The organism is Streptomyces caniferus (assembly GCF_009811555.1).
In the GTDB taxonomy this organism is placed as follows: Bacteria; Actinomycetota; Actinomycetes; order Streptomycetales; family Streptomycetaceae; genus Streptomyces; species Streptomyces caniferus.
The window spans coordinates 3081438-3108346 of the sequence record NZ_BLIN01000005.1; the positions used below are offsets into that span (position 1 = coordinate 3081438).

General features: G+C 72.2%; 19 protein-coding genes. 5 read left to right on the forward strand and 14 right to left on the reverse strand.

The window, feature by feature from the left end:
- Positions 1-35 precede the first annotated feature (35 nt).
- From Scani_RS30075 to Scani_RS30090, 4 genes are all read right to left on the reverse strand, one after another.
- Positions 36-425 (reverse strand): CBS domain-containing protein, encoded by a 390-nt coding sequence (locus Scani_RS30075; RefSeq protein WP_159480920.1) that lies wholly within the window; start codon positions 423-425, stop codon positions 36-38.
- A 58-nt stretch (positions 426-483) separates the two neighbouring features.
- On the reverse strand, positions 484-1998 hold the full coding sequence (locus tag Scani_RS30080) for a DEAD/DEAH box helicase (protein ID WP_159480921.1): 1515 nt from the start codon (positions 1996-1998) through the stop codon (positions 484-486).
- 338 nt (positions 1999-2336) lie between these two features.
- Positions 2337-2540 carry a cold-shock protein gene (locus Scani_RS30085; RefSeq protein WP_069775160.1) on the reverse strand — a complete coding sequence of 68 codons (204 nt, stop codon included), beginning with the start codon at positions 2538-2540 and terminating at the stop codon, positions 2337-2339.
- Between the two features lie 573 nt (positions 2541-3113).
- On the reverse strand, positions 3114-3674 hold the full coding sequence (locus Scani_RS30090) for a MarR family winged helix-turn-helix transcriptional regulator (protein WP_174872832.1): 561 nt from the start codon (positions 3672-3674) through the stop codon (positions 3114-3116).
- 251 nt (positions 3675-3925) lie between these two features.
- Between Scani_RS30090 and Scani_RS30095 the strand changes: the two genes are divergently transcribed.
- Positions 3926-4996, forward strand: coding sequence for an alkene reductase (locus Scani_RS30095; RefSeq protein ID WP_159480922.1), 1071 nt, complete (start codon positions 3926-3928; stop codon positions 4994-4996).
- 84 nt (positions 4997-5080) lie between these two features.
- On the forward strand, positions 5081-5986 hold the full coding sequence (locus tag Scani_RS30100) for an NADP-dependent oxidoreductase (protein ID WP_159480923.1): 906 nt from the start codon (positions 5081-5083) through the stop codon (positions 5984-5986).
- A gap of 379 nt (positions 5987-6365) precedes the next feature.
- Here Scani_RS30100 and Scani_RS30105 read toward each other — a convergent pair whose 3' ends face one another.
- Positions 6366-7145 (reverse strand): aminotransferase class IV, encoded by a 780-nt coding sequence (locus Scani_RS30105; protein ID WP_159480924.1) that lies wholly within the window; start codon positions 7143-7145, stop codon positions 6366-6368.
- Between the two features lie 368 nt (positions 7146-7513).
- Here Scani_RS30105 and Scani_RS30110 point away from each other — a divergent pair, with 368 nt between their 5' ends.
- Positions 7514-8908, forward strand: coding sequence for an NsdA family TPR-like regulatory protein (locus Scani_RS30110; RefSeq protein WP_159480925.1), 1395 nt, complete (start codon positions 7514-7516; stop codon positions 8906-8908).
- Positions 8909-9194: 286 nt separating this feature from the next.
- On the opposite strand, the gene Scani_RS30115 is transcribed toward Scani_RS30110, so the two are convergent.
- The 5 genes from Scani_RS30115 to Scani_RS30135 form a co-directional block, all read right to left on the reverse strand.
- On the reverse strand, positions 9195-9638 hold the full coding sequence (locus Scani_RS30115) for an ATP-binding protein (protein WP_246296229.1): 444 nt from the start codon (positions 9636-9638) through the stop codon (positions 9195-9197).
- A 618-nt stretch (positions 9639-10256) separates the two neighbouring features.
- Entirely contained in the window at positions 10257-16610 is a 6354-nt protein-coding gene (locus Scani_RS30120; RefSeq protein WP_159480926.1) for a type I polyketide synthase, read from the reverse strand.
- A gap of 35 nt (positions 16611-16645) precedes the next feature.
- Positions 16646-17980 carry a beta-ketoacyl synthase N-terminal-like domain-containing protein gene (locus Scani_RS30125; RefSeq protein WP_246296230.1) on the reverse strand — a complete coding sequence of 445 codons (1335 nt, stop codon included), beginning with the start codon at positions 17978-17980 and terminating at the stop codon, positions 16646-16648.
- Positions 17981-18059: 79 nt separating this feature from the next.
- Positions 18060-18266, reverse strand: coding sequence for a DUF5988 family protein (locus Scani_RS30130; RefSeq protein ID WP_328687669.1), 207 nt, complete (start codon positions 18264-18266; stop codon positions 18060-18062).
- A 170-nt stretch (positions 18267-18436) separates the two neighbouring features.
- Complete coding sequence (locus Scani_RS30135; RefSeq protein ID WP_159480928.1) at positions 18437-18694, reverse strand: hypothetical protein; 258 nt, start codon at positions 18692-18694, stop codon at positions 18437-18439.
- A gap of 1157 nt (positions 18695-19851) precedes the next feature.
- Between Scani_RS30135 and Scani_RS30140 the strand changes: the two genes are divergently transcribed.
- Positions 19852-20901 carry a tyrosine-type recombinase/integrase gene (locus Scani_RS30140; protein ID WP_159480929.1) on the forward strand — a complete coding sequence of 350 codons (1050 nt, stop codon included), beginning with the start codon at positions 19852-19854 and terminating at the stop codon, positions 20899-20901.
- 98 nt (positions 20902-20999) lie between these two features.
- Here the strand turns inward: Scani_RS30140 and Scani_RS30145 are convergent, their stop codons facing one another.
- Together Scani_RS30145 and Scani_RS30150 are read right to left on the reverse strand one after the other, a co-directional pair.
- Complete coding sequence (locus Scani_RS30145) at positions 21000-21812, reverse strand: IPT/TIG domain-containing protein (RefSeq protein WP_159480930.1); 813 nt, start codon at positions 21810-21812, stop codon at positions 21000-21002.
- A gap of 342 nt (positions 21813-22154) precedes the next feature.
- On the reverse strand, positions 22155-23429 hold the full coding sequence (locus Scani_RS30150; RefSeq protein WP_159482460.1) for an FAD-dependent monooxygenase: 1275 nt from the start codon (positions 23427-23429) through the stop codon (positions 22155-22157).
- A 173-nt stretch (positions 23430-23602) separates the two neighbouring features.
- Between Scani_RS30150 and Scani_RS30155 the strand changes: the two genes are divergently transcribed.
- Positions 23603-24391, forward strand: coding sequence for a TetR/AcrR family transcriptional regulator (locus tag Scani_RS30155; protein WP_159480931.1), 789 nt, complete (start codon positions 23603-23605; stop codon positions 24389-24391).
- On the opposite strand, the gene Scani_RS30160 is transcribed toward Scani_RS30155, so the two are convergent.
- Positions 24388-25464: an alpha/beta fold hydrolase gene (locus Scani_RS30160; RefSeq protein ID WP_159480932.1), complete on the reverse strand. Its 1077-nt coding sequence runs from the start codon at positions 25462-25464 to the stop codon at positions 24388-24390. The two genes, Scani_RS30155 and Scani_RS30160, sit on opposite strands and share 4 nt — an antisense overlap.
- A gap of 201 nt (positions 25465-25665) precedes the next feature.
- A complete protein-coding gene (locus Scani_RS30165) occupies positions 25666-26745 on the reverse strand; it encodes a rod shape-determining protein (protein WP_159480933.1) in 1080 nt (359 codons plus the stop codon).
- Positions 26746-26909 lie beyond the last annotated feature (164 nt).

Consider the following 26909-nt stretch of genomic DNA (forward strand, 5'->3'; position numbering starts at 1 on the left):
GCCGGAAACGGATCGCCGGCCTGGACGGAGAGGGATCAACGGGTGAGGACGACGACGCCCAGGGCGTGCCCGCCCTCACCGATCACGGGTGAGGCCCGCAGCGCGCGTTGACGCATGGCGCGTTCCGCGTCGTGTGCGGACATCACGGGCGAAGTGAAGGGCCCACGGTCGTAGACGAGGTCCCGCAACCGGGTCTCCTCGGTGTACCAGGAGCCCTGGTGGTGGGCTGTCATCTGGGAGCGGGTGATCAGGCCCGTACACCGCCCGTCCTCGTCACGGACGAGGAGATGGTCGGCACGGGCCCCGATGAGGACGGACAGGGCCACGTCGACGATCATGTCGTCGCCGACCTGTGGTCCCGGCGACGACATGACGTCGCCGGCTGCCTTGCCGGAGCGGTCCGCCTGGGGGTAGCTCTGCAGCATCAACGAAAGCCTCCGTGACGATGGTCCGACGAGCCGAGCGTGATCGTCCGGGACCGGCCTAGGCGGCCGGGGCCGAGGAGGTCTGCCGCGCAGTCGGTGTCGCGGTGCGGGCTGATCCTGCGGCACGGCGGGCCTGGGCGGGGCGGCTGCGGAGGCCGCGGTTGGAGGAGCCACTGCGCTTGGGGCGCTCGACGACGGGTGCGGCGATCGTGACCGGGATGCCGGAGGGCGCCTGCGCGCCGGTGATGCGGCTCAGCTCGGCCTCGCCCGAGCGGACCTGGGTGGTCTGCGGGGTGATGCCCGCGTCGGCCATCAGGCGGTTCATGGTGCGGCGCTGGTTGGGCAGGACGAGGGTGACGACGCTGCCGGACTCGCCGGCGCGCGCGGTACGTCCGCCGCGGTGCAGGTAGTCCTTGTGGTCGCTGGGCGGGTCGACGTTGACGACGAGGTCGAGGTTGTCGACGTGGATGCCGCGGGCGGCGACGTTGGTGGCCACCAGGACGGTGACCTGGCCGGTCTTGAACTGGGCCAGGGTGCGGGTGCGCTGGGGCTGGGACTTGCCGCCGTGCAGGGCCGCGGCGCGGACACCGCTGTTCAGCAGGTGCTTGGTGAGGTTGTCCACGGCGTGCTTGGTGTCCAGGAACATGATCGACCGGCCTTCGCGGGCGGCGATCTCCGTGGTGGCGGCGTGCTTGTCGGCGCCGTGGACGTGCAGCACGTGGTGCTCCATCGTCGTGACCGCGCCCGCCGAAGGGTCGACGGAGTGGACCACGGGGTCGGTCAGGTAGCGCCGGACCAGCAGGTCCACGTTGCGGTCCAGGGTGGCCGAGAACAGCATCCGCTGCCCCTCGGGACGGACCTGGTCGAGCAGCGCGGTGACCTGGGGCATGAAGCCCATGTCGGCCATCTGGTCGGCCTCGTCCAGCACGGTGATGCCGACCTGGTTCAGCCGGCAGTCACCGCGCTCGATGAGGTCCTTGAGCCGTCCCGGCGTGGCGACGACCACCTCGACCCCGCCGCGCAGTGCGCTGGACTGGCGGCCGATCGACATTCCGCCGACGACGGTGGCCAGCCGCAGCTTGAGCGACCGGGCGTAGGGGGTGAGGGCATCGGTGACCTGCTGCGCCAGTTCCCGGGTGGGGACCAGGACCAGTGCCAGCGGCTGGCGGGGCTCGGCGCGCTGTCCGGCGGTACGGGCCAGCAGGGCCAGACCGAAGGCGAGCGTCTTGCCCGATCCCGTGCGTCCGCGGCCGAGAACGTCGCGTCCGTCCAGCGAGTTCGGCAGCGTGGCGGCCTGGATGGGGAACGGGGCGGACATGCCTTCCGCGCTGAGGGCCGCCAGCAGCGCCGACGGCATGTCCAGCTCGGCGAAGGTCTCGGCGGGGGGCAGGGCGGGAGTGTGGGTGACGGGCAGGGCGAACTCTCCCTGCAGTGCCGCGGGACGCCGTCCGGAGCCCCCGGAACGACCCGTGCCCGAGCGGTTCGGCCCACCGGAGCGGTAGCCGCCGCGGCTTGAGCCGGACGAGCCGGCGGAGCGGGAGTAGCGGTCATTCGTGCGAGCTGTGCGGTTCATGGAGAACCTTCCTCGATGCGGTACGTCGAGGAATTCCCGGCGGCAATGAGCCGCACACAAAGAATCGCAAGAACGAACCGATGAAATGGGATGAAACGAAGCGGGGAGGAAGTGTGTCGACCCTGCACGCCGAAGCGGGACCGGCAATCCCGCAAAGAAGAGTGAAACAGCTGCCGGATCGCATTTCGGACGGCTTGCCGCCGCATGACAGCGGTCGGGGAGTCGAACTGGCCGCCCGCTTGCCGCGTGTGCGGCCATTGCGGGGAACGCGGGAACCCCGAAAAGCAACGAGCTGGGGCCCGCACCCAAGGTGCGGGCCCCAGCTACGGTGCAACGCGTCAGGCGGGAACGATGTTCTCGGCCTGCGGGCCCTTCTGGCCCTGCGTGACGTCGAAGTTCACCTTCTGGCCTTCCTGCAGCTCGCGGAAGCCCTGGGCGGCGATGTTCGAGTAGTGGGCGAAGACGTCGGCGCCGCCACCATCCTGCTCGATGAAGCCGAAACCCTTTTCCGCGTTGAACCACTTCACGGTGCCAGTAGCCATGTCATATCTCCTTCGGGGCAGTGCCGGAGCCCACACCGTGCGAGCTCCGTATCGCTGCGTTGATTGCCCGTCCGGAAATAAACACCGGAAATACGAAAGCGCTCCGCCGTGTACGACGGCGAGCACGCTTGAAGTCTTGGGAACCACAACTGCAACTGAGATCGACGGTAGCACGGTACTGGCGTCCACACCCGGCGCATGATCCCGACGCTTTCGGGAGCGTAAAAAACCCCTACCGCACCAGTGGCCATTTCTGTAGTCGCGGCGTGAGATATTCGACATCGGTGCTCGCCCGCATTCGGCCGGAAATACGTCGGCCCCCTCGGCCGACCGGGCGACAGGACGGAAAACGCTTCCCACAGGCCGACCCACGGGCAGCGCAGCCGGCCCGGCATGCGGCGCTCGGCCACAGGGGCAACCTTCTTCTGTTGCCGCAGTCGAGGAAAAACTACACCGACAACAGTAGATATCGGCAGTACGCCCGCTTCCTGAGGGCCGTCGGCGAAGACCCGCCGTCCCGTTGCGCCCCGAAGGCGGCCATCCCACTACTCCCGCTGCCCAGCCGTCGCGACGCTATTCGTCTCCGCTCGCGCCCGCGGCACCCACGGCATCGGCTTCCTCGGCTGCCTCGGCGGCCGCCCGGACGAGGTTCTGTTCCAGGCGTTCCAGGGCGTGCAGGGCCGCGGTGCGCTCGTCGTCGGAGAGGCCCGCTGTCGAGATGCCCTCGAGCTGGCTCCAGACCTGCTCGACCTGGCGGCGCAGGGCGTGACTGGCCGCTGTCGGCTCGATGAGCGAGGCGCGTTTGTCGGTAGGAGAGGGGCGGCGGCGGACGAAGCCGGCCTGCTCCAGGCGCCGGACGGTGCGGGTCATGGTGGCGGCGTCGGAGTCCATCAGGCGCACCAGGTCGGTCTGCCGCCGGGGGCCGAGCTCCCACAGGTGCATCATGACCAGCTCCTGTCCCGGATGCAGGCCGATCCGGCGCAGGAGCTGTCCGGCGAACATGCGGTGCAGGCGGGCCAGGCGGAAGATCGCGTGACTGACCGGCCCGCCACTGGCCGCGGCCGGCACCGGGACAGCGGCTTCCTGCCCCGTCCCCACGGGCCCCTTCCCTGCGTCCGGCGTGGACTGCGTCATCTGCATCTCACTTTCCTGTTCGGTCAGCGTAAGCCTACCTTCCGACCCCAGACCCCACGGCGGCCACGCCGATCCCAAGGCGCATACGGGCAGGCAGCAAGGTGTTGCGTGCTTCGCACGGGAGAGCGGGAAGGGTTTTCTGGCCATTACTTGTTCGGACAGGTGATTTACTTGTTCAGACAGGCAATCGCTGGCCCGGGCTCCCCGAGCGCCCGTGCCGCGGCACCTCACATCTCCCGAGGAAGAGGACCATGACCACTGCTTTCGATCCGATCGACCTGGGCGGCAAGCGCCTGGCGAACCGCCTCGTGATGGCGCCGATGACCCGTAGCCGCGCCCACGGGCCGGGCGCCGAGCCGACCGAGCTGATGGCGACGTACTACGCGCAGCGCGCCGGTGCGGGGCTGATCGTCACGGAGGGCATCCAGCCTTCGCTGCTCGGCCAGGGTTACCCCGACACCCCGGGCCTGCACACGGCCGGGCAGGTGCGGGCGTGGCGGACGGTGACCGACGCCGTGCACCGTGCGGGCGGTGCGATCTACGCGCAGCTGATGCACACCGGCCGGATCGGCCACCCCAGCCTGCTGCCCGACGGACTGGTCCCGGTGGGGCCGTCGGCGGTGACCGCCAAGGGCCAGGTCTTCACCCATGAGGGGCCGAAGGAGTTCGTGGCGCCGAAGGAGCTGACCGAGGCGGAGATCCGGCAGACCATCGCCGACTTCGCGGACGCGGCCCGCAACGCGGTCGCGGCCGGGTTCGACGGCGTGGAGCTCCACGGCGCCAACGGCTATCTGATCCACCAGTTCCTCGCGCCCAACACCAACCACCGCACCGACGCCTGGGGCGGCGGCACCGAGGGCCGCATCCGCTTCGCCGTCGAGGTCACCGAGGCCGTGACCGAGGCGATCGGCAGCGACCGGGTCGGCCTGCGGATCTCCCCCGGGAACCAGTACAACGACATCTCCGAGGACCACCCGGACGAGGTCTACCTCGCCCTGCTGGAGCGGCTCGCCGGCCTGGACCTGGCCTATCTGCACCTGATGGAGGGGCCGCACCGCGACCTGACCCCGCGGCTGCGCAAGGTGTGGCCGGGCACGTTCGTCCTCAACCCGTTCACCTACCCCGACGTCACCGGTCCCGACGCGCTGGGGCTGATCGAGGACGGCAGCGCGGACATGATCGCCTACGGCTCGCTGTTCCTGGCCAACCCCGACCTGCCGCGGCGGCTGGCCTCCGGCGGTCCGTTCAACACCGCCGACAAGGCCACCTTCTACGGCGGCGACCACCGCGGCTACACCGACTACCCCACCCTCTCCGCCTGAGCGGCGACCCCGCCGAGGCGGCCGCACGCTGAGCGACAGCGCGTGCGGTTCCCTTCTCCACCCGCCCCTACCTGGGAGTCTGCGATGTCCCAAGCAATCACCTTCTCCGAGTACGGCGCACCCGAGGTGCTGCGACTGTCGGAGGTCAGCACGCCGGAGCCGGGCCCGGGCCAGGTCCGGATCCGTGTGCGGGCCGCCTCCGTGAACCCTCTCGACATCAAGATCCGGTCCGGTCTGATGGCCGAGGCCGCCCCGGCCCGCTTCCCCGTGGTCCCCGGCCTGGACGCGGCCGGTGTCGTCGACGCCGTCGGCGAGGGGGCCGACGCGGCCGTGGGCGACGAGGTGCTCGGTGCCGCGGTCGGCGGCAGCTACGGCGAATACGCCCTGCTCGACCGGCCGGTGGCCAAGCCGCAGGCCTTGTCGTGGGAGGTCGCCGCCTCGCTCGTCACGGTCGGCGAGACCGCGTCCCGTGTCCTGCGGCAGCTGGGCGCGAAGGAGGGGCAGACCCTGCTCGTCCACGGCGCCGGGGGCAGCGTGGGCACCGTCGCGGTGCAGCTGGCCGCCGCCCGCGGGATCACCGTCGTCGGCACGGCCGGTGAGCACGACATCGAGCGCGTCACCGCGCTCGGAGCCACCGCGGTCCGCTACGGCGACGGCTGGGTGGAGCGGGTGAAGGCCGCGGCTCCCCAGGGAGTCGACGTCGTCTTCGACGCCTCCGGTGCCGGCGTACTCGCCGACTCCGTTGCCCTGACCGGTGACAGCGCACGTGTCATCACCATCGCCGACATGGCCGCCGCGCAGCACGGCGTCCGCTTCAGCGCCGGCGGCGCCGACCCGGCCGACGACTCGCTTGCGCAGCTGGTGCGCCTGGCCGCCACCGGCGAGCTCGACGTCCCCGTATGGCGCGCCTATCCGCTCGGTCAGGCCGCCGCCGCACACGGCGACATCGAGGCCCGCCGCAACCGGGGCAAGGTCGTGCTCCTTCCCTGACCCCCTGCCGCCGCCTCGCACCGCCGGAGCGGGCGAGGCGGCCGGGCCGCAGTCGACACCCCCGGCCGGCTGCGGCCCACCCACCCACCGGACGCCCCCTCACCAAGGACGCAGGCCCGCGAGACCCATGGCAGCCCGGCCCGGCCCCGTGCCGCTGACGGCCGACGCGGCACCGACTTCCTCGCCCAGCACCGCGCCTGAGCAGCCGCATGCGCGGGGCCGCACCGGCTACGGCGGTGCGGCCCCGGGGGTGGTCCCCCTGGCCGACGGCCCCGTTCCGGCCGGTGTCTTTCCCGGCTGCTCCCTCCGGTCCCTCCGCGCTCACCCGCCCCGCCGTCTCCTCCCGGTGGCCTGCGGCGAGCCGGCCGGCCGCCTCGTCCTACAGCCGCTCGCCGGGCAGGGCCAGGAACGATGCGCGGAGGCCGACGAGGGCGGGGTGATCGGTGGGCAGGTGGAGGTCGTCGAGGGCGCCGATGGCCCGTACGCCGATGGTGGTGTTGGTGGCGAATGCCGCCTGGATGCCGGGGAGGTGGCCGACGGGGACCGGTGCGACGGTGTGGGCGTGACGTTCCCGGAGCAGGGCCATGGTGACGCCGGGCAGGACGTCGGCCTCGGGCCGCAGCACGTGGCCGTGGGCGTCGATGAAGCCGATGTTCCAGGTGGGGCCCTCGGAGACCAGCCGGTCCGGGCCCACGAACAGGGCGTCGTCGAATCCGGCCAGCTGGGCGGCGCGCCGTTGGTGGAGGGCTCCGAAGAGGCCGGTGTGCTTCACCTGTGCCACATCGCGCTGGTAGCGGACGGTCTTCACGCGCAGCGGGGGCAGGGGCAGCGCACCGGCCGGGCGGTGGGTCACGAGCACATGGGGGTCCTGTGCGTCGGCCGGGTGCCCGATGTCCAGGCCGGGGTCCAGGACGGTGACCCGCACGACGAAGGCGCCCGGCTCGTCGCCCACCGCCTCGCGCACGTACCGGCGTACGAGGGCGGGGGCGAGGTCCGCGCCGAACACCGTGCGGCAGTCGCGTACCAGCCGGTCCAGGTGCCGGGACAGGCCCCGCACCCGCTGGTCGTCGACGCGCATCGAGGTGAAGTGGCCGTAGTTGGTGAGCGCGAGGGTGCGGAGCGCGTCGGGGTCTGCCGGGTGTCCGTTCAAGAGCGCCATGCGCCTCAGTCTGGCGCCCTCCCGCGGAGCGTGCACCGTCCGCCCCGTCGGCCGGTTCTCTCCCGCGGCGCGTGCATCGTCCGCCGTGCCGGCCGTAAGCGGGCTGGTGGGCGCTGGGGGTGAGGGGTTGTGCGCCGTGCGGAGCGGCGGGCGCTGGAGGGGGGCGTGGGGCGCGGATGAGAGCCGGGCGCAAGTGGGGGATGCCTGAAGCCCCCTGGTGCGCCTGCGCTACTGCGCGCAACGCCCAGGCAGCTACTTGACTTTGGTCATCGCGATTCAGTCCCGCTTGTTGGGTATTGACTGTTCCATCCCGTTCTCTCTGGATATGCCAACGTGAAGCGTTGGCGGCATGTGCTTGGAGGCGAACCATGGCCGCCCGACCACTCGTCGCGCGTCAGACCAACCAGCGACTGCGGTCCCTCATCCAGGAAGCCTCGCTGTCCAACTCCGCTCTGGCTCGCCAGGTGAACGTCCTGGGGGAGGCACAGGGCCTGGACCTGCGGTACGACAAGACGTCCGTGAGCCGGTGGCTGGGCGGTCAGCGGCCGCGCGGCCGGGTTCCCGCCATCATCGCCGAGGCGCTGAGCGGCAAGCTGGGCCGCACGGTCTCGACGGAAGAGATCGGCATGGCCAACGGCAACAGCGTGACCTGCGGGGTCGGGCTCCACTTCGCGGCGACCGTGGAGGACGCGCTGGAGCAGGTCCGTGAACTATGGCATATGGACGCCGAATCCCGGGGGCTTTTGTCCCGTTCCGCCATGACCGCCTCGGCGTTGGTGGAGCCGAGCAGGGACTGGCTGATCAGCTCCCCGGACCCGCAGGTGGCGCGCAACGGGCGGCTGGGGCCGCGGGTGGGCATGACCGATGTGGAGCTGGTCCGGGCGACCACCCAGGCGCTGGCCGAGCTCGACCACCGGGTCGGCAGCGGTTATGTGCGGCCGGTGGTGGTCTCGTGCCTCAGCAGCGTGCTGTCCGGGCTGATGGACGGGAGCTACGGCGAGACCACGGGGCGGCAACTGTTCGCCGCGGCGGCCCGGTTGACGGAGTTCGCCGGGTACACGGCCCTGGACACCGGGCAAGCGGGCCTGGCGCAGCGGTACTACATCCAGGCGTTGCGGCTCGCGCAGGCCGCGGACGACCGCTGCTACGGCGGTTATGTGCTGGCGGCCGGTCTGAGCCGGCTCGCCGTCGGCGCCGGCTGTTCCAGGGAGGCGGTGCAGCTCGCACGGGCTGCGCAGGAGGGCACCCGGGGGCGGGCCCCGCTGGCCGCCCAGGCCCTGTTCTACGCGGCCGAGGCCCGCGGCTACGCCATGCTCGGGGACGCGCGGATGTGCAAAATACTGGCGGACAAGGCCACGGACGCCATGGCGCATGCCGTTCCGGGGGACGGTCCCGAGTGGATCGCGCATTTCGACCGGGCCTATCTGGCGGACGAACTGGCGCACTGCTACCGGGATCTGAAGCAGCCGCGTCCGGCCGTCCGCCGGGCCGAGGAAGCGCTCGCCCGGCATCCGCGGACCCGGGTGCGGCGCCGCGCCATCGATCTGCTGCTCCTCGCCACCGTGTTAGCTCAGGCCGGCGATGTGGAGGAGGCGTGCCGGGCGGGCGTGCAGGCGGTGGCGTTGCTCAGCCGGCTGAGGTCGGCGCTCGGCGAGCGGTACTTGCAGAGCTTCAGGGACGAGTTGCGGCCGTACGGGGACGCGCAGTCGGTGCGCGACTTCGATGCCCTGGTCCAGGAGAGCGGCGTGCGGGTGCCCCGGTGACGCGCGTCCGGCGAGAGGACGGGTCGCGGGCGGGAGGCCCGTCGCATGGTGCCGACGGCCGGCCGGCTCGTCCGGTCCGCGGGGAGGTGCGGAGCCGGCGCCTGCCCGGCCGTCGGCGGTAGGGAGCCGCCCCGGAAGGGGGCGGTGCAGCGGCGGGTGAGCACCGGTCGCCGGGTGGCGATCCGGCCGGCCGCTTGGGGTGAGGTCCGGTGCGGGGGTGCGGCGTGGGGGGGCGGCGCGAGGTGGTGCGGTCGGCCGCCCTCGGGGCCGGTTCTCGGGGTGTGCGTTACGGCGCCATGCCGTTCCGCACGCCGGCGGTCAGCGGTATCGCCGCCCATACGGTGCAGCTGCTGTCGGCCTCGGTCCTGCGGCCCCACCGCGAGGAGCAGTGGGCGACCAGTTCCAGGCCGCGGCCGTGCTCCTGGGTCTGGGCCGGGCGGCGCATCAGGGGAACCGACGCGGTGCCCCCGCGGTCGTGCACCTCGAGGTGCAGCAAGCCCTCCGACCTCCATATCCGGCACGTGACGCGTCTGCCGGCGGAATACTGAATGGCATTGGTGAAGAGTTCCGACAGGACGAGCAACACCGGATAGCGTGTGTCGTCGTCATCGATGCCTTGTCCGTCGAGCCAGGCGCGGACCAGGTTCCGGCAGACGGGCACCGCCCGCTTCACGGCCGGCAGACGAAATGCCACACGCTGTGCGGAGCGCCAGCAGTCGGCGGGAATCAAGGCGTTCCTTTCCCGGGGCCAGCTCGCGATATGCCGGGCGGTCACCATGACTTCGGCCGAATGCGTAGTGGTGGGTAACATTTGACTACCCCTTTCATACGTGCCTCATGGACCTCGATGCCGCTCTCGCCTCATGAAGCACGGCCGGCGCCATCGCTCGATCTGTCCTGGCGGCGGCCTTCGCAGTGCGCCGCGTCGCCTCCGGTGCGTACCGGGCCGCTTTCTGACCTCTGCTTTCCCGATAATTCAAGCAGTTCGAGAGTCTGCCCGGGAAGGCGCACAGTGCGGCGTCGGGAGCGGGCGGGGCATATTGCGACGCGAAATACTATCACCATAAGAAAACGGTTGCGCATTACCGTCGGAAGAATTGACGGTAATGCGCAACGGGGCGCCAGGGTTTCGGCGGCAAGAATGTATCAGAAATCGCGGCGGTTCGGAATTGCGGCATCCGTTTGCGTGAAAAGAGGAGAGGGGTGAGGAAAGGGGAACGGGGTGATTTCGCCGGTGTTCCTGTACGGCCCGGGGTGGGCGAGGGCGGAGCGCGGGGCGGGCAGACGGACGCCCGGCGGGCTGGTGGACAGCCCGCCGGGCGGATGCGGTTCCCGATGGCCTACAGGGCTAGTTCGCCGTCAGTTCCAGGCCCAGATGCTCGGCGATGCCGGCGGCGAGCGCGGCGAGGGTCGGGTGCTCCCAGACGAAGTTCCTCGGCAGGGAGATGGCGAAGGAGCGGTCGATGCGGACGCGCAGCTCCATGGCCAGGAGGGAGTCGAATCCCAGTGACTTCAGGGGCGTCTGCGGGTCGAGGGAGCTCTCCCCCAGCCGCAGCACGTCGCGGACGTGTCCGGCCAGATGCTCCTCCAGCGCCGCCCTTCTGGCCAGGCCGGGCGGCAGTGCCGCGAGCCGGGCCCGCATGTCCTCGGTCTCCTCGGCCTCGGGCGGTGCGGTCCGGTCCGGCGGCGCCTGTTCCGACACCTCGCCGAAGAACGGGAGATGACGGCCGGCGGGCGGGACCCAGGTGTCCGGCGGGCCGGGGATCACCCCGGTCTGCACCCGCCGGTGGGCCAGCAGCGTCCGCAGGGCCGCCAGGCCGTGGTCCGTGGGGATGGTGCGGTAGCCACGGCGGCTGAAGTCGGTGGCGACACCGATCTCGCCCCACGGCCCCCAGTTGACCGCGACCGTGGGCAGCCCCTGTGCGGAGCGCCAGGCCGCGAACCCGTCGAGCCAGGAGTTCGCCGCCGCGTAGGCGCCCTGGCCGGGGTTGCCCAGCAGCGAGGCCATCGAGGAGAACGCCGCGAACCAGTCCAGCGGATGGTCCTGGGTGGCGTGGTGGAGGTGCCAGGCGCCGACGACCTTCGGCATCCAGACCCGTTCCAGCTGGCCGTCGTCGACGTTGGTGATCACCGCGTCGTCCAGCACCATGGCGCAGTGCACCACCCCGCGCAGCCGGTACCCGTCGGTCACCGCGGTGGACACCAGCCGCCGGGCGACGTCCGGATCGGCGATGTCGCCCAGGACGACCGACACCTTCGCGGTTCTGCCGATCACCGTGGCGAGAGTCTGCGCGACGTCGGGCTCCGGGGCACTGCGGCCGTTGAGCACCACATGGCCGGCGCCGTGGGCCGCGAGCCATTTCGCCGTGGCCAGGCCCAGACCGCGCAGTCCGCCGGTGACGATGTAGGCGCCGCCCTCCTCCACGGGCATGTCCATCTCGGGCAGCACCGCGGGCGCTTCCCCGTCGTCGGGCACGGTCAGCACCAGCTTGCCGATGTGGTCGGCGGCCGCCATGGTGCGGAAGGCCGTGGTGGCCTCGGCGAGCGGATACTCCGTGCAGTGCAGGGGCTTGAGCCGCCCCTCCTCGAACGCGCCGAGCACCTCCTTCCACACCGTGGCGAAGGTGTCGGGGCGGTTGCGGTGCAGCTCGATCAGGTCGACGGTGCTCAGGGTGACGTTGTGCCGCAGCGGCAGCATGCCGAGCGGAGCGTCCGCCATGATGTCGCGCACCCCCAGCTCCACGAACCGGCCGAAGGGGCGCAGCGTCTCCAGGCCGGTGCGGATGGCCGCTCCGGACAGCGAGTTGAGGACGACGTCGACGCCCTCGCCGTTCGTCGCCTCGCGGGTGCGTTCGCCGAACTCCAGCGTGCGGGAGTCCATGACATGGCGGATGCCCATGCCCCGCAGATAGCGGCGCTTGTCCTCGCTGCCGGCCGTGGCCAGCACCTCGGCGCCCAGCAGCCGGGCCACCGCGATGGCCGCCAGACCGGTGCCGCCGGTGGCGGAGTGGATCAGCACCCGTTCCCCGGCGGCGAGCCGGGCGACCGAACGCAGCGCGTACCAGGCGGTCAGGAAGGCGATCGGGAGCCCGGCCGCGGCGACCGGTTCGATGCCGAAGGGGACGGGGGCGACCGCGTCGGCGGGGAGCGTCAGGAACGACCCGAACGCTCCGCCGCGCAGATCGACGGCGATCACCTCGTCCCCGACCTGGGGACGCTCCACCCCGGCGCCGACCGCGCTGACCACACCGGAGCATTCGAAACCGATCCGGTAGCGGACGTCCAGGTCGCCGGGGAGCAGGCCCATCGCCGTGAGGACATCACGGAAGTTGAGGCCGGCGGCGGTGACCCGCACCTCGACCTCGCCGGGCGCCGGCGCGCGGCGGCCGGTGACGGCGTACTCCAGGCTCGACAGATCGCCCAGCCGGCTCGCGCGCAGCCGGAAGCCGTCCGCGCCGTACCGCACGGTGCAGGGGGTGGCGGTCCGGTCCTGTCCGTCGTCCGGCACGGCGTGTTGCAGCCGGGCGACGTGCCGGCCGCCCGCACGCAGGGCGACCTCGTCGTCGTCCGCGTCCGCCAGCAGCTCCAGGGCCACGTCCTCGGGGTCGGCGTCGTGCGGGTCGGCGTCCACCAGCACAGGCCGGACCTCGGGGTGTTCCAGCGCGGCGACCCGCAGCAGGCCGCGCACCGCGCTCTGCCCGAGATCGACCTCGTCGGCCGGCAGCACGCTGCGGGCGCCCCGCGTGACGACGTACAGGCGCGGCGACGAGGAGGTGGCGGTGATCGCCTGGACGGCGCCGAGCAGCCGGCGGGTGCGCCACAGGGACTGCACCGTCGGCTCTCCGCCCTGGGCGCGTCCGCACACCAGGACCACCCCGCGCGGGGTTTCGAGGGTGGCGGCCAGGCGGCCGCTGAGGGCTTCGCGGAACGCGCCGAGCGAGGTGTCGTCCAGCGGGCGGTCCCAGACCACCGTGCGGGCGCAGTGGGAGCGCAGCGCGGCGGCCAGCGCCTGGGCCGAGCCGTCCGCTTCGCCCACGACGACCCAGCTCCCCGGCGCCCGGCCGCCGTCCGGCGCCGCACGGGGTGCGGACTTCCAGGCGATGTCGAGGAGCCAGTCGTCGACCTCCGGGGTCTCGCGCACGGCCCGCCGGGCGAAGCGCAGACCGTTGACGAGGAGGACCACGGCGCCGCTGTCGTCCAGGAGGCGCACATTGGCCACGATGGCCTGCGCGGTGATCTCGCTGACGTGCGCGTGGCAGTACACGGCGGTCGTGGGATCGCCGAGGATGCGTACCGCCTGCATGCTCACCGGCAGCACCAGCGCCGGGTCGTCCTCGCTGATCAGGGGTGCCACGGCGAGCTGGGCACAGACGTCGAGGAGGACGGGGTGGACCGGCAGGCCCGGCGGCGGGGTGCAGGCCTGGGGCGGTACCGCGACCTTGGCCCAGAAGCTGTCGTTGTGGCGGCCGGCGTGCAGTTCGAGGACACCGGTGAACGCCGGGCCGTGCTCCAGGCCGCGGCGGCGCAGGCTCTCGTAGAGCGCGTCCGGCTCCAGGCGCAGCGGATGGCGCAGGCTCATCGCGTCGACGGATCTCGGCCGCAGCTCGGGCCGTACGGTCAGCCGGTGCAGCACCGCGTCGGCCTGCACCTCCCAGTCGCCGCTCTCGTTCCGGGCGAGGATCTCGCAGTGCGCCCGGTCCGGTGCGGTCATCGTGACGGCGGTCGAGACCTCGGTGTCCGGGCCGAGCCGCAGCAGCTGGGTGAAGTGGACGTCGGTGACCTCCACTTCGTGCGGTGCCGCGCCGAAGACCTCGCAGGCGGCCGAGAGCGCCAGTCCGCAGTGCGCCGCCCCGGGGAGGACGGCGTTGCCGTGCACCCGGTGGTCGCCCAGCCAGGGCAGTGCCCCGGTGCCGGCGTCGGCACGCCAGCTGTGCCGCGCGGGTTCGCCGGGGAACTCGGTGTGGTGGCCGGGCAGCTGGGCCCTGGGGGCGTCGGCGGCCTGCGCGGGCGGGGCGGCGTCGGCCCAGTGGTGGCGGCGGTCGAAGGTGACGGTGGGGGCGTCCACGAGGCTGCCCTCGCCGTAGAGGCGCCGCCAGTTCACCGGCACGGCGGCGCAGTGCAGCGCGGCGAGCTGGGTACGGAACGTGGCCTGCTCGTCCTCCTCGCGGCGCAGCGTGGGCAGGACGACGGGCTCCGCGACGAGCCCGGCCAGGCTCCGCTCGACGGAGTGGGTGACCACGGGGTGGGGCGAGATCTCGGTGTAGACCACGTGGCGGTCGGCCGCGGCGGCCGCCACCGCCTCGGCGAAGCGCACCGGGCGGCGCAGGTTGTCGCACCAGTAGTCGGCGTCGAAGGCCGGCGTCTCCCCGGCCTCGACGACCGTCGAGTAGAACGGCACCTTGGGCGACCGCGGATCCAGACCGGCCAGGGCCGACCGCAGGGCCGGCAGCACCGGGTCCACCAGCGGACAGTGCGAGGCGACGTCCACGGCGATCGGGAAGACCGGGATCTTCCGGGCCTCCCAGGCGGCGGCCAGCCGGCTCACCTCCGTGGTCCGGCCGGCCACGACGGTGGAGTCGGGCGCGGAGAGGACGGCGACGGACACGGTGTCGGCCGCGCTGTCCGCGAGTTCCGCCCGCACCGTGGCGGCGTCCAGGCCGACGCTCAGCATGCTGCCGGAGCCGGCGATGTCGCTCAGCAGTCCGGAGCGCCGGCAGATCACCCGGACCCCGTCGGCCAGTGTCAGCGCACCGGCCACCACCGCCGCCGCGACCTCGCCCATCGAGTGCCCGATGACCGCGGCGGGTTCGACGCCGTACGAGCGCCAGGTGGCGGCGAGGGCGATCTGCAGGGCGAACAGGACCGGCTGCACCGTGCCGCACCCGTGGACCGGCTGTCCGCGCCGCACCACGTCGAGGACGGAGACCTCGCTCTGCGCCTTGATCAGCTCGTCGACCTCGGTCAGCGCGTCGAGGAAGGCCGGTTCGGTCCTCAGCAGTCCGCGCCCCATGCCGGGCCACTGGGAGCCCTGGCCGGAAAAGACCCACACCGGTTGCCGCTCCACGGCGGCGCCCACGGCGCCGGTCACGACCCCGGGGTTCCGCTGCCCGGACGCGAAGGACCGCAGGGAAGCCAGGAGTTCGCGGCGTGCGGAGGCCACCACGCCCAGCCGCCCGTGACCGGCGCAGCGCCGGAGGGCGAGAGTGTGCGCGAGGTCGCGCAGCGGCACGTTCGCGCCGTCGCCCTCCATCCAGTCCGCGAGCCGGGTGGCCGCGGCCGGCAGTACGTCGGGCGAGCCTGCCGACACGAGGAAGACCTCGGACGCCCCCTGGGCCGGCCGGCCGGGGCCCTGGTGACGGACGGCCGGGCGGTCCGGGGCCTGTTCCAGCAGGACGTGGGCGTTGGTTCCCGAGAAGCCGAAGGAGGAGACGGCGGCCAGCCGGGTGACCGTCCTCAGGGGCCAGGCGGACAGCTCCGTGGGGACGAAGAAGCGGGTGCCCGCCGCGGAGATGGCCGGGTTCCAGCGCCGGAAGTGCAGGTTCGCGGGGATGGTGCCGCGCTGCAGGCACAGCACGCTTTTGATCAGTCCGGTGATGCCGGCGGCCGGTTCGAGGTGCCCGACGTTGGTCTTCACCGACGTCAGGGCGCAGCGGCCCGGTCCGTTGCCGTAGACCTCGGCGAGGCTGGCGAACTCGATCGGGTCGCCCACCGGGGTGCCCGTGCCGTGGGCCTCGACCATGCCCACGTCCCGCGGGTCGACGCCGGCCTGCCGGAGGGCCTCCTGGTAGAGGGCCGTCTGGGCGGTCACCGACGGGGCGGCCAGCCCTTCGGACGAGCCGTCCTGGTTGGTGGCCGAGCCGCGCAGCACCGCCAGGACCCGGTCACCGTCCCGTACGGCGTCGGAGAGACGTTTCAGCACCACGACGCCGCAGCCCTCGCCCCGTACGAACCCGTCGGCGCCGGCGTCGAAGGTCCGGCAGCGCCCGCCGGCCGACAGCATGCCCATCCTGGCGAAGGACCGGGTGATGCGCGGCTGGAAGCTCAGGGTGACGCCGCCGGCGAGCGCGAGGTCGCACTCGCCGTCGGCCAGCGCCCGGCGTGCCATGTGCACGGCCACCAGCGAGGAGGAACAGGCGGTGTCCAGCGCCACGCACGGGCCCTGCAGACCGAGCAGGTAGGAGATCCGGCCGGCCGCCACACAGTGGCCGTTGGTCAGGATCGACCCCTCCAGTTCCTGGGGATGCCCGGCCAGACGGTCCATGTAGTCGCTGTAGCTGATGCCGGCGAAGACGGCCGTCGGGGTGCCGTTCATCCGGTCCGGTGGCAGGCCGGCGTGTTCCAGGGCCTCCCAGGTGACTTCCAGCAGCAGGCGGTGCTGGGGGTCCAGGACGTCGGCCTCCCGGCCCGCGACGCCGAAGAAGGCGGCGTCGAAGCCCGTCACATCGCGCAGGAAGCCGCCCTGACGGGGGGTCGGTGCCCGGCTCCCCGGTCCCGGGGAGTCGAGGGAGTCCTCCGGGACGAGGCGCCGGCGCTCGGCGGGCAGTTCGCCCACCGCGTCCCGCTCCTCGACCAGCAGCCGCCACAGGGCGGCGGGCGAGTCGGTGTCGCCGGGCAGCCGGCATCCCATGCCGATCACGGCGATCTGTTCCGTCTCGTGGGGGGGTCGCATCTCGGCTGTCGAGCCGTGCATGTCGTTGCTCATCGGGTCTCCGTACGTGGGAGGTGATCTGCCCGTGGTCACACGGCTTCCGGACTGCCGAGGAGAATGGCGTTCTTCACGCCGCCGACCTGGTAGTTGAAGCTCAGCGCGTAGTCGAAGTCGAGCGGCCGCGGCCGCACGCCGGGGACGGGGTCGAAGGGCAGCCCGTCGGCCGGCTGCTCGCAGTTGGCGGTGGGGCAGACCTGCCCGCGCTCCATCATCATCAGCGTCATGGCGACGCCCAGGCAGCCGGCCGGTGCGCCGTTGTGGCCGAAGCAGCCTTCCTGGGACGTCATCAGCACGTCGCCGTCGGGCCCGTAGAGCTCCTTGATGGCGTTCGCCTCGAAGGCGGTGACGACGACATTGCCGTCACTGCCGCCGTGCACGTACGGCACGTCGTCGATCCGCCAGCGGTCGCCGAGGCAGCGGCGGACGGCGCTGACGAGTTCCGCGCCGGTGTCGTCGCACGCGAGGGGGTTGGCCAGCCCGTCGCGGGTCATGGCGGTGGCCAGCACCTGGCCGTAGACGTGCGCCCCGCGCCGGGCGGCGTGTTCCCGGCTCTCCATGATCACGGTGGCCGCGCCCTCGCCGTGGTTGATGCAGTCCGCCCGGCGGTCGTAGGGCCGCATGAGGGAGGTGAAGGACGGCAGCAGTTCCGGCATGTCGGTGGTGCGGAGCGCGTCGTAGGTCTGCTGGGCCCCGCTCAGCAGCCGTTGGATGTTCTGGATGAGGTGGACGTTGAAGACGTCGACCCCGGTCACGACCGCGATGTCGACCTCGCCGTGGGCGATCATCCGCCGGGCGTTGCCGATCTGGACGGCGGACGAGGCACAGCCGCACGAGACGGTGTAGCAGGGGCCGTTGGACTGCGTCAGCGCCGCCTGCACCAGGGCGACATCGGACGGCGTCACGGCTTGTTGCGCCGCGACGAACAACTCCATGGCCTCCGGTGCGGAGGTTTTCCCGGGATCGGCACTCAGCACCGAAAGATAGCTTTCGACATTCGAGTCCACTCCCCCGCGGCCGACCAGAATCGCGGCTTCTCCCAGGGCGCCGCCGCAGAATGTCAGCCCGGCATCCGTGGTGGCCTCCGCCATCGACACCAGCCCGAATCGGTGCGCCGAGGTGTAATGCTGGGAGAAGAACGGCGGGACGTCCGGGAGGCGTTCGTCGAACATCTCCCGGGTGAGCTCGACCGAGCCGTAGTAGACCTCGTCACGCTTGAGGCAGGACCGGCCGTTGGAAACGACGTCCCACATGTCGTCGGCGGTGAAGACCGGCTCCGTACGACCGGGCAGGCAGAATCCGACCCCGGTCACCACCACATCCCGGCCGTCGCTCCAGCTTTTGTCTTTACCAGCTTCTCGGTTCACGACTGGACTCCGTCCCTCATGAGGTTCAACATGGTCGTTCTCCTCTGCACATCGCTTTCTTCCTGGAGACGCACAGCACCTATTCGGCGATTCGTGTGCGGTAACACCAGCGATACACAGGGACCGGTTCTCCGCCCAAGTCCGCGTACTCGCCGTAGAATTCGAAACGCTCGTAGCCGTTGCCCCGCAGGATCCTTATCGGATCGCCCGCATTGTCGCGCGCGTGCTGCGGCAGGCCATTTCCCTCCGGCCCGTCGACGAGGATCACCATTCTTCGTTGCGCCATGCTGTCCTCCGGTGTTCTGTCGCAGTGGGTTTTCTGGGGAGGCTTCGGATGTGCGGTCGGGGGAACCCGGGTGCAGATCACTGCGGGGCGGCGGACCGGGCGGGGCCCGGGCGGCTGCGGAAAAGGACCGGGTGTCCCCGGGGGCGCGGTGGAACAGTGGCCGGCCGGCCTCAGAGGGCCGGCCGGGCTCCGTGGAGGGAGGCCGGCAGGGGGGTGCCGGCGGGGCGGGGGGCCGGGTGCCGGGTGCCGTCCGGGACCACTGCGGTCGCGGGGACGGCCGGACGGGAGCTGCCCCGGACGTCCTCCGTGGGACCGTCCGGATGGCCGGTGGCGCCGTCGGAACTCGTCGGCGCGTTCCCGTCCCCGATGGCCAGGCCTCGGCCGTGGACCGGGGAATTCCCCTTGGGAAAGGCCGAGTGGGGGGTCATCGTGCGGTCCTGGACGGCGGGTGCGACATGCGGCCCTGACGTCGGAACCGGCGTGGGTTCGTGCGGGAGCCCTGCGGAACCGGCGCTCTCGTCGCCGTACGGACCGTGGGGCGGGCGGCTGCGGAACGGTACCGGCGGCCACGCGGAGCGGCAGGCCGGGGATGTCGCGCCGCCCGGGGCGGCGAGCACCGGCGTGGCGCCGGGGGCGTGAGGGGCGTGGCACCGCCGGACCGGGAAGAGACCGGCGCTGTCGTGGTGAGGCCCGGGGTCAAGGCGCGTAGACCGTTGACCCAGCGAAGGATGGAAATGGTTCGCATGAAGCCCCCTGACCGAATGTGGGGGCCGATCAGCCGGTGCCGACGAATCGGCACCGGCTGACGGATCCAAAACCCTCTACCGGGGACGCCCATACGGCATCTCGGTCTGACCGCAACCAGGCGCTGGGCCGGGCCAACGGGTAGGCCAGGTGCCGCTCCCCGGAGAGGATGGGCGGCCCACCGGTTGGATGCGACTAGTTATCCATGCGGCTCGTCGGGCTACAACAGTCAACCGATAAGGCCACCCGTTCGGAGCAGCGCGAAAAGAAGGAACTCGTACCAACTTGCGCAATGGCCTGAGGAGATGCCTTTATTCCATCCATGACTGATGAAGCGTTTGATTGCTCACTGCTCCCGCTCGGTGGCGCAGAAGAACCGTGCGCAGCAGCGAGCGCGTCGCTTGTCATTCTTGTGCGTGGAACGCGGCGACAGCCGACGTACTGTCAATAGGCGCCGGTCACCTACGGCGATGACGGGACACCGGAAGTCACCACAGCATCGGCAACGCCCCCGCCGCATGCGCAACTCCTGTCCCTCATAACCGAGTTGGAGAGGATTTTCATATTCTCCCGTGCGGGTGACGGAGTCACGGGAGGCCTCCGGTACGGCACCGTCCGCACCGGCGAGTCCGGTCCTTTTCGCCGACCTTGGACAGCTGTTGTCCCCTCCCTCGGCGAACGGCACGCCAAAGCCCTCTCCGCCGGAGCCCGCAGTTCACCGCACCGCCCACAGGCATGAAGTCAGCACGATTCCCCGACGCCGGTTCCACGCTCCAGAGCGAATCACGCCAGCAGTACCGGGCGGCCGAATAACTCCTCAGCAGACAAGGGTGATTCGATAATGAACAAGGACGCCGGGTCCCGGTTTCCGGGGGAGGCCGAGATCCTCACGATGTCGCTCGCCGACTACGGGGAACGGAGGTGGCCGGCCGCGATGCACGGCCTGGAGACCCTGACCATGTCCCCCTACCAGGCCGGGTGGCGGCTGCGGGTCGTTCCCAGCATCGGGCACGTCCTCGTCCGGAAGGTCACCCGCCGCGTGGTCAACCGGGCGCTGCACTGCTGGATCGCCGACGAATGCGGTCTGTCGACGGTGAAGAACAGCCTCGCCGTCCTCGTCCGGGTCCTGGAACAGGCGGTACGGGACGGGGTGCTCGACGCCAATCCGGCCCGGGTGGCCGGCTGGCAGCAGGAGTACCAGCGTGCGCAGAGCGAACGCACGACTCCGCGGGCGCTGGCCCTGCCGGACGTGCAGGCGCTGGAGCGGCTGGCGGCCACCCTCGTCCAGCGGTCCTCGGACGGCTATGCGGGGTGGGGCGACATCGTCCGGTTCGCCGCCTGGACCGGTACCCGCTTCAGCGAGGTGTCCGCCCTGCAGGCCCAGGACATCGACATGGGCACCTGGACCTGGCAGGTCCAGCGCTTCACCGTGTCCGCGCCGGCGGGCCTGGACGACCGTGCCTGCCGGGGCCGGCACCAGCGGGTGGTGCCGCTGCGTCCCGCCGCGCGGGAACTGGCGGCCGGCCGGCTGGAGGCGGCGCGGCACACTCCCGTGGCCCGGCTGTTCACCGGTCCGCACCGGAGCCGGTTCACCGCCGCGGCGCTGCGGGACACGACCCGCTGGGACGATGTGGTGGCCGAACTCGGTCATGAGTACCTCCGACGCCAGGATCTGCGCCACACCGGCCTGACGTGGATGGCGGACGCCGGGCTTCCGTTGCCGTTGCTGTGCGGCGCCGCCGGGCGCCCTCCGCAGGACGCCCGGCGGTACCTGCCCCCTGACGGGCCGGTGCGGTCCGCGGAGCGCCCTGGGGAGCCACCGGCGAGTTCGGCCCCCGCCCGTACGACGGGCGGGGGCCGAACCGCTTTCCGGCGTCCCCCCGCGGGGTGACGGCGCCGGGTTGCCCGGACGGGTCCGGGCGGGCCGCCGGGTGCGGCCCGCGGACCCCGGCCGGGCGGCCCCGGGCCGTCATCCCGCGGGGCGGGTCGTCACAGGTAGGTGAACGACCCGGCGTTGGCGCTGCCGGCCGCGGTCTGGACGGTCACCTGCACCGTCGAGCCGACCGTGCCCGGCGGGACGGTCCCGGTCAGGGACGTGCCGCCCGCGTTGACCACCACGCCGGTGGCCGGTGCGGCCCCGAAGAGCACGGTGGCTCCCAGGAGACCGGTCCCGACGATGGTGAACGTGGCGCCGGCCGCCGCCGAGGACGGCGACACCGTTCCGGTGACCGTCGGAGGCGCCGCCAGGTAGGTGTACCCACCGGGGACGTTGGTGGTGCCGCCCGGGGTGGTCACCACGACCGGGACGTTGCCTCCTGCGGGGGGTCCCGCGGGAGTGACACCGAACAGGACGCTGCCGGAGAGGTCCGTGCCCACGACCGTCGCGGCGTTGCCCCCGATGGTGACACTGGCCCCCTGCAGGCCGGAGCCGACGATGACGAAGGACGTGCCGCCCGCAACCGGCCCCGAATTGGGGGTGATGACCGCGGCCGTCGGCGGGCCGGACTCCACGTACACGTACGTCGCCGGGTTGCTGGTACCGCTGCTGGTGGTGACGGTGACCTGCACGGCGCCCGCGGCGTGTGCCGGGGCGAGGACCGTGACGGTCAGCCCCAGCGGGTCCTGGCCGACGACGGTCGCCGTCGACGTCCCGAAGAGGACGTTGGTGGCGCCGCCGAGGCCGAGCCCGATCAGCTGGACGGTGTTGCCGCCCGCGGTCGGCCCCGAGCTCGGTACGACGCCGAGCAGCACGGGCCCGAAGGGCAGTGCCGGAAGGGCCGGGTGGATGGTGGGTGTGGACATGGAGGTCCTCCTGCGGTGTGCGCTCGCTGCTGCCGGGCCCACTCGCGACAGAGGTGGCTCACAAGCCAGGGCCCGAGCACTGGCGGCAGCCGGCCGTACAGGAGGACGGTGCAGACGGTGCACGGCGGCCGGTCGCATCCGTGCGGTGCGCAGGGCCGTCGGTGCCGTCGGCCGTCCTTCGGGCCCCACAGCGAAGAGGGCTGGAGGGTGGGCCGGCTGCTGAAGCCCGAGGGGGATGGACGGCCCACCGACCAGGCTCCACCAGTAACCCAGAAGAGGGGACGCCGGACAATCGCGTTGACGCCGAAGCACCCGTTCGGCTCAGCGCGCGGACCGGCGGATTCACCACCGGGCGCAGACCGCGGCGCGGACCTGTGCCGGGTAGTCCTCCAGCGCGAGGGCGGCGGAGATGTCGTGGCCCTGTCGCAGCATCGCGGCGACGGCGGCCGGGGAGTTCAGGGCGGCGTTGCGGGCGTCGATGGCTTCCTGGGTCGCCGGGGCCAGGAATTCACCGGCACCGCGGCCGCCTTGCTGGCACCGGGTCACATAGGGGCGCAGTTTACGTTCGTAGCGGGCGAAGGCCGTGCGGTGGTCGCCCTCGGCGAGGGCGAGTTCCCCGGCGAGGACATAGGCGCCGATGATCGCCGAGCCGGTGCCCATGCCGCCGACCGTGGCGCCGTGGGCGGCGTCGCCGAGGAGCGCGATACGGCCCGTGGACCAACTCGGCACATCGGCACGGCTGATGGAGTCGAAGTAGACGTCCCCGGCCTGCCCGAGCGTGGCCATGAGTTCCGGTATCCGCCAGCCGGCGCCGTCGTAGGCCCGCGCTATCGCCTGCTTCCGCGCACGGAGGTCGCGCCGGTCGTGGCCCCTCTCCTCCTCGGAGGCGAAGACGCAGAACGCCTCGCCCGCGTAACCCGGTTCCGCGGCGCGGCGGGAGGTGCGGCCGACGGTGGCCAGGCGGCCGGGTTCGCCGTAGCCGACCGGGCGGGCGGCGAGGTCTCCGGCGGCTTCGGGCAGGTCCCAGGCGGCGATGTAGTAGCCGAGATGGCGGACGAAGTCCCTCTCGGGGCCGAAGGCGAGCCGGCGAACGGTGGAGTGCAGACCGTCGGCGCCGACGACGAGGTCGAAGGTGCGCGGCGCGCCCCGTTCGAAGGTGACCTGGACGCCGTCGGCGGTCTCGGCCAGGGAGGCGATGGAGTCGCCGAAGAGGTACTCGGGCGGGCAGGCGTCCGCGGGCGGAGGACCGGGAGTGTGGTCGGCGCCGAGCGGGGCCAGGCTGTGCCGGTAGAGGATGCGGGACAGGTCCGAGCGGAGTATCTCGACCTCGCCACCGGCGAATTCGGGTGGCATCGCGGCCAGCGGGCGGCCCCGGCCGTCGATGAAGGTGAGAGGGTCGCCGCCGCCCGTGCTGTGGTCGCGGATCTCCTCCAGGACGCCCATGCGTTCCAGGACCGTCAGCTGCGTCGCCCCGCGGAAGTCGACCGCGAAGCCACCGCGCCGCAGGGCGGGCGCCACCTCGATCACGGTGGGCCGGAAGCCGTAGCGGCCGAGCCAGTGGGCCAGGGCCGGGCCGGCCACGCTGGCGCCGGAGATCAGAACCGAGCGCTGCGGCAGTGCCGTTCGCGGCCCCCGCCCCGGCTCCCGGCCGGTCCGGCCCGCACCCTCGCACCCCGCTGTCGTTTCGTACGTCACCACACGCTCCCCCGTCGGTCCGTCGTACTGACAAGAGAAACTGTATCCGGCGGACACCGTTCTGTGTACCCCGGACGCAATTTTAGGATGCGGGGATGGCGGGAGACGAGGACAAGCGCAGCGTGTTCGGGGACCAGGCGGGCAGCGTCGAGCTGCTGTGGGGCGGGCGGGAACGGCCCAGCCGGGGCCCCAAGCCGGCACTGAGCCTGGAGCGGATCACGCGTACGGCCGTTTCCCTCGCCGACGCCGGCGGGCTCGCGGCGGTCTCCATGCAACGGGTCGCGGCCGAACTGGACTTCACCAAGATGTCCTTGTACCGCTATGTGCCGGGGAAGAGCGAGCTGGTCGCGCTGATGATCGACACGGCGATGGGCGAGCCGCCGGGCGCGGCCGCACCCGACGGCTCCGGCCAGGACGGCCGCGACGGCCGCGACGGCTGGCGGGCGGCGCTGTGGGCGTGGGCCGAGGCGCTCGCGGCGGTCTACGCCCGCCACCCCTGGCTGCTGGAGGCGGCCGTCGGCCCCCGCGTCATGGGCCCGCACGAACTCGGCTGGACCGAGCGCGCCCTCGCCGCGCTCGCGCATACCGGCCTGACCGGCGGCGAGCAGCTCGACGCCGTGGTCGTGGTGCACGGCCATATCCGCACCCTCGCCCAGGTGTCGGCGTCGATGGGGCTGGGCAGCGCGCGGGCCAAGGGGCCGGAAGGGGTCATGAGCGCGGCGCTGAACGAGCTGCTCGCCGGCCGCGCCGACCGCTTTCCCGCGGTCGCCGCGGCCGTCGCCGACACCGGCGGTGCCTCCCGCGACCAGGCCTGGGAGTTCGGCCTGGAGCGGATCCTGGACGGTCTGGAGGCCTATATGGGCAGGGCGCGGGGCCGGACCTAGGAGGCTGTCCGCGCGGCGGACGCGGGCAGCGAGCCCAGCCAGTCGAGGAGGAGGTGGTTGACCTCCTCGGGGCGTTCCTGCTGGACCCAGTGGCCGCAGCCGTCGAGGATGTGGGAGCCGGTCAGGCCGGGGAGGGTGTGCGGGAACGCCTTGATGGCGTCGGCCATCCAGTTGGTGGGGGCGTCGTGTTCCCCGCCGATGAAGAGCGACGGCTGGCGGAGGACGGCCCCGTCCCAGGCCGCGAGGTCGTCCCAGTCCCGGTCGACGTTGCGGTAGCGGTTGAGCCCGCCGGTCAGGCCGGTGCGCTCGAACTCGCCCGCGTAGAAGTCGAGATCGGCCTCGGTGAGCCAGGGCAGCGGCAAGGGGAGCTCGGGGAAGCGGTCGGAGAGCTTTCCGCCCGGGAGCACCGAGAAGCCTCCGACGTGGTCCCCGTCGGACGCGGACTTGGCCTCGCCCGAGGCCGCGGCGTAGAACCCCGCGATCCAGCCGCGGACATCGGGGTCGATCTCCGCCTCCGCCCGGCCCGGCTCCTGGAAGTAGTTGATGTAGAACTCGCCCGGACCGCCGAGCCGCGCGAAGGCCTCGGTGGGCCGGATGCCGCCACGGGGGGCGTACGGAACGCTCAGCAGCGCCACGGCGGTGAAGACGTCGGGCCGCAGCAGCGCCGTGTTGGCGGCGATGGGCGAGCCCCAGTCGTGACCCACGATGACCGCGCTCTCCTCGCCGAGGGCGCGCACCACCGCGGCGTTGTCGGCGACATGGGCCAGCATCCGGTAGGCCGCCACGTCACGGGGCTTCGCGGAACGCCCGTAGCCCCGTACGTCGATCGCGACCGCCCGGTAGCCCGCCGCGGCGAGCGCGGGGAGCTGGTGGCGCCAGGAGTACCAGGACTCGGGGAAGCCGTGGACCATCAGGACGAGGGGCCCGCTGCCCTGCTCCACCAGGTGGATGCGGCCGCCGGGGACCTCGACCGTGCGGTGGGTCGCCTCCGGCAGCGGGCCGGCCGGCGGCTGCGGGGCCGGGGCGGCCGGGGAAGTGGGCGGCGTGGGCGGCGTCTTGGCGGACTGCGGCATGCATCCTCCTCGTGGAGTCGGCGGCGCCGGTGGTGGCGCTGCCTGCGGACGGCGGCACAGGGTGCGCGGGCCGTCGGCCGACGCGGCCCGCGGCCCCCGCGACCACTCCCCACGATCATGGTCCTGCCCCCGCCGCATGCGCGAGGAATCTTGCCGGGACGGCAAACCGGCCGGACGCAGGCCCGCGCCGTTGACCTCTCCCTACAACCGCACCGTGCGCCTCGGTTGTTCCTTCGCCCCCGTCAGCAGGCCATGCAGGGAGGAGAATTCGTCGACGCACTTGGCGGTGCCGTTGACCACGCAGTCCAGGGGCTGGTCGGCGACCACCACCGGGACGCCCATCTCCTGCTGCAGCCTGCGGTCCAGGCCGCGGAGCAGGGCGCCGCCGCCGGTGAGGGCGATGCCGCGCTCGATGATGTCGCCGGACAGCTCCGGGGGGCATTCGTCGAGGGTGCGGTGGACGGCGCGGACGATCGCGTCGACCGGCTCGGCCAGCGCGTCGCGGATCTCCTCCTCGCTGATCTCCTGGATCCGGGGCAGGCCGCTGACGTGGTCGCGGCCGCGGACCGTGTAGGAGGTGGGGCGGTCCGGTTCGCCTTCCTCGTCGACGTCGACCGGGGTCCAGACCGCCGAGCCGATCGCGATCTTGATGTCCTCGGCGGTGCGCTCGCCGATGGCCAGCGAGTGCTTCTTCTTGAGGTGTGCGGTGACGGCGGCATCCAGGGCGTCGCCGGCGACGCGTAGGGACTGGGCGGTGACCAGGCCGCCCATGGAGACGACGGCGACCTCGGTCGTACCGCCGCCGATGTCCACCACCATGCAGCCGACCGGCTCGTCCACGGGGAGGCCGGCGCCGATCGCGGCGGCCATCGGCTCCTCGATGAGGTGCACTTCGCGGGCGCCGGCGCTCCGGGCGGAGTCGATGACCGCGCGCCGTTCGACGCCCGTGACGCCGGAGGGGACGCAGATGACCACCCGCGGCCGGGAGAACCGGCGGCCGGGCAGGGCCTTCTTCATCAGGGCGCGCAGCATCCGCTCGGCGGCGTCGAAATCGGCGATGACGCCCTCCCGCAGGGGGCGCATCGCGGTGATCCCGGACGGCGTCCGGCCGATGGTCCGCTTGGCGTCCGCGCCCACGGCGATCACCTCACCGGCGGCGTTGACCGCGACGACGGACGGTTCGTTCAGCACCACGCCCTTGCCGCGGGCGTACACCAGGGTGTTGGCCGTGCCGAGGTCGATGCCTATGTCGTACGTACCGGACGAAGTGCTGGACGCCATGGGGGTTTTGTGTGCTCTCTCGCGACAAAGTGGGATCCTGGGGCATTGCACCGCAGACAACCCCATGGGCGATCAATGGCGTTCATTGCGGGCAATTGATAAGACTACTGCGGGACCGGAATGGTTCCCTCCCACCGGCCCCTGCCACGCCCCCTCTCCTCGCT

Coding starts and splice junctions, on each gene's coding strand:
- Scani_RS30075 (WP_159480920.1), bottom strand. CDS start 425: ATGCTGCAGAGCTACCCCCAGGCGGACCGCTCCGGCAAGGCAGCCGGC.
- Scani_RS30080 (WP_159480921.1), bottom strand. CDS start 1,998: ATGAACCGCACAGCTCGCACGAATGACCGCTACTCCCGCTCCGCCGGC.
- Scani_RS30085 (WP_069775160.1), bottom strand. CDS start 2,540: ATGGCTACTGGCACCGTGAAGTGGTTCAACGCGGAAAAGGGTTTCGGC.
- Scani_RS30090 (WP_174872832.1), bottom strand. CDS start 3,674: ATGACGCAGTCCACGCCGGACGCAGGGAAGGGGCCCGTGGGGACGGGG.
- Scani_RS30095 (WP_159480922.1), top strand. CDS start 3,926: ATGACCACTGCTTTCGATCCGATCGACCTGGGCGGCAAGCGCCTGGCG.
- Scani_RS30100 (WP_159480923.1), top strand. CDS start 5,081: ATGTCCCAAGCAATCACCTTCTCCGAGTACGGCGCACCCGAGGTGCTG.
- Scani_RS30105 (WP_159480924.1), bottom strand. CDS start 7,145: ATGGCGCTCTTGAACGGACACCCGGCAGACCCCGACGCGCTCCGCACC.
- Scani_RS30110 (WP_159480925.1), top strand. CDS start 7,514: ATGGCCGCCCGACCACTCGTCGCGCGTCAGACCAACCAGCGACTGCGG.
- Scani_RS30120 (WP_159480926.1), bottom strand. CDS start 16,610: ATGAGCAACGACATGCACGGCTCGACAGCCGAGATGCGACCCCCCCAC.
- Scani_RS30130 (WP_328687669.1), bottom strand. CDS start 18,266: ATGGCGCAACGAAGAATGGTGATCCTCGTCGACGGGCCGGAGGGAAAT.
- Scani_RS30135 (WP_159480928.1), bottom strand. CDS start 18,694: ATGACCCCCCACTCGGCCTTTCCCAAGGGGAATTCCCCGGTCCACGGC.
- Scani_RS30140 (WP_159480929.1), top strand. CDS start 19,852: ATGAACAAGGACGCCGGGTCCCGGTTTCCGGGGGAGGCCGAGATCCTC.
- Scani_RS30145 (WP_159480930.1), bottom strand. CDS start 21,812: ATGTCCACACCCACCATCCACCCGGCCCTTCCGGCACTGCCCTTCGGG.
- Scani_RS30155 (WP_159480931.1), top strand. CDS start 23,603: ATGGCGGGAGACGAGGACAAGCGCAGCGTGTTCGGGGACCAGGCGGGC.
- Scani_RS30160 (WP_159480932.1), bottom strand. CDS start 25,464: ATGCCGCAGTCCGCCAAGACGCCGCCCACGCCGCCCACTTCCCCGGCC.
- Scani_RS30165 (WP_159480933.1), bottom strand. CDS start 26,745: ATGGCGTCCAGCACTTCGTCCGGTACGTACGACATAGGCATCGACCTC.